The organism is Microcoleus sp. Pol17C6, from assembly GCF_036701145.1.
GTDB lineage: Bacteria > Cyanobacteriota > Cyanobacteriia > Cyanobacteriales > Microcoleaceae > Microcoleus.
Genome location: NZ_JAUBQH010000155.1, coordinates 1 through 1,593, shown reverse-complemented (window position 1 = coordinate 1,593; position 1,593 = coordinate 1). Strand labels below are relative to the sequence as shown.

General features: G+C 36.7%; 2 protein-coding genes and 1 pseudogene. All 3 read left to right on the top strand.

The genetic code is table 11. The features are described 5' to 3' along the window. Window positions 1-48: 48 nt before the first annotated feature. Window positions 49-507, top strand: a pseudogene (locus QUA25_RS29135) (ISL3 family transposase). Window positions 508-559: 52 nt separating this feature from the next. Continuing rightward, a complete protein-coding gene (locus QUA25_RS29130) occupies window positions 560-1,039 on the top strand; it encodes an ISAs1 family transposase (protein WP_333043174.1) in 480 nt (159 codons plus the stop codon). Next, window positions 1,036-1,506, top strand: a complete 471-nt coding sequence (locus tag QUA25_RS29125; protein WP_333043172.1) for an ISAs1 family transposase — start codon at window positions 1,036-1,038, stop codon at window positions 1,504-1,506. The genes QUA25_RS29130 and QUA25_RS29125 overlap by 4 nt, the downstream gene beginning before the upstream one ends. The last annotated feature ends 87 nt before the right edge of the window (window positions 1,507-1,593 follow it).

The following is a 1,593-nucleotide window of genomic DNA, read 5'->3' as shown; positions in this document are numbered from 1 at the left end:
GATTATATATCAAGTGGGAAGAGATGATAATTATCGCCTATTATACTGATGATCGGTAAAAAAGTCATTCTGGGGTCTACGAGTATTTATACTCATCGCAAAAGTGACACGCTCCCAAATATTAAATATTTATTGTTAAGTAATCGAGTAAAATTGAATCCTCTTCAGATTGATAAATTGGAATTAACACTAGGCAAATCAGAATGCTTGAGAATTGCGTATGAGATGAAAGAAGAATTTAGAGAAATATATGAAACTAATTTGACAGTCAAAAAAGGGCAGAACAAAATCAAAGAATGGCTAAATTATGCACAAGTGTTTTTCAGAGAATCTGCATCAACAATTGAAAATAATTTTGAGGGTATTTGCAACTACTTTCTTAATCGCACAACAAGTGGAGTCATGGAATGAATTAACAATCGAATTAAGTTGATAATGCGGCAAGGATATGGTTTTTCTAATTTTAATAATTTCAGAAATCGCGTATTAGCTTGCTTTTGTGATTAGATAAAATTATCACCACAAGTTCAGGAGAGCCAAAAAGTTTTAGAATTACCCAATGGCATTCCTCATCATGATACGTTACGCCCTTGTTTTTGAAAAACTAGACCCCAAAATTTTAGAACAGAAGTTAACTCAATGGGTTCAAAAATTACTCGGTTCAGTTGTTGACCAAGTTATCCCGATTGACGGAAAAAGCCTTCGGGGGTCTTATGACCGAAATCAGGGCAAAAAAAATTTACATTTAGTGACAGCGTGGGCTTCGGAAAATCGTTTAGTCCTCGGCCAAGTTAAGGTAGATAGCCATTCCAATGAAATTACAGCGATTCCAGCCTTATTAGAATTAATCGACGTAACCGGCGCAATTATTACGATGGATGCAATGGGGACTCAAACCGAGATTATTAAACAGATTGTTCAGAAAACAGCTAATTATGTAGTTTGCTTAAAAAGTAATCACCCGACTCTTTACAATCAAATTAAATCTTGGTTTCAGCTTCAATTAAATAGCCAATTTGCTTTGCTGGACTTAAAATGACGGATTACCGTCAAGTAGAAAAAGGGCATAACCGGATTGAGAAAAGAAGAGTTTGGGCGATTCCCGTTTCAGAATTTGGAGGTCTTTATAATCAAGATAAATGGGCGAGACTTCAGACGGTTGTTATAGTGGAACGGTTTCGGCAACAGTGGAATGGAACCTCTCACGAAGTCCAGATTTATCTAAGTTGTTTAACCGTAGATGCTCAAAAACATAGTTCTATTATCCGGGAACATTGGAGCATTGAAAATAAAGAACATTGGGTTTTAGATGTGACTTTTGAAGAAGATACATCTCGGATCAGAGCGTTTAATAGCCCTCAAAATTTGGCGGTACTCAGACGGATGGTCCTTAATGCCCTCAATCAAGAAACCACCCTATCGCATAGCTTGAGACAAAAAAGGAACCGGGCAGCGATGAGTGAGGACTACATGATGCTTATTCTCAAATCCTTGTGTCAAGCCTGATTGAGATGCTCTTATACCATTTTTTTAAATATGTGATAGACTTGTGTTCAAAGTAAAGGAGACAATTACAATGTCTGGTCGTCCTCA

Coding starts and splice junctions, on each gene's coding strand:
- QUA25_RS29130 (WP_333043174.1), top strand. CDS start 560: ATGGCATTCCTCATCATGATACGTTACGCCCTTGTTTTTGAAAAACTA.
- QUA25_RS29125 (WP_333043172.1), top strand. CDS start 1,036: ATGACGGATTACCGTCAAGTAGAAAAAGGGCATAACCGGATTGAGAAA.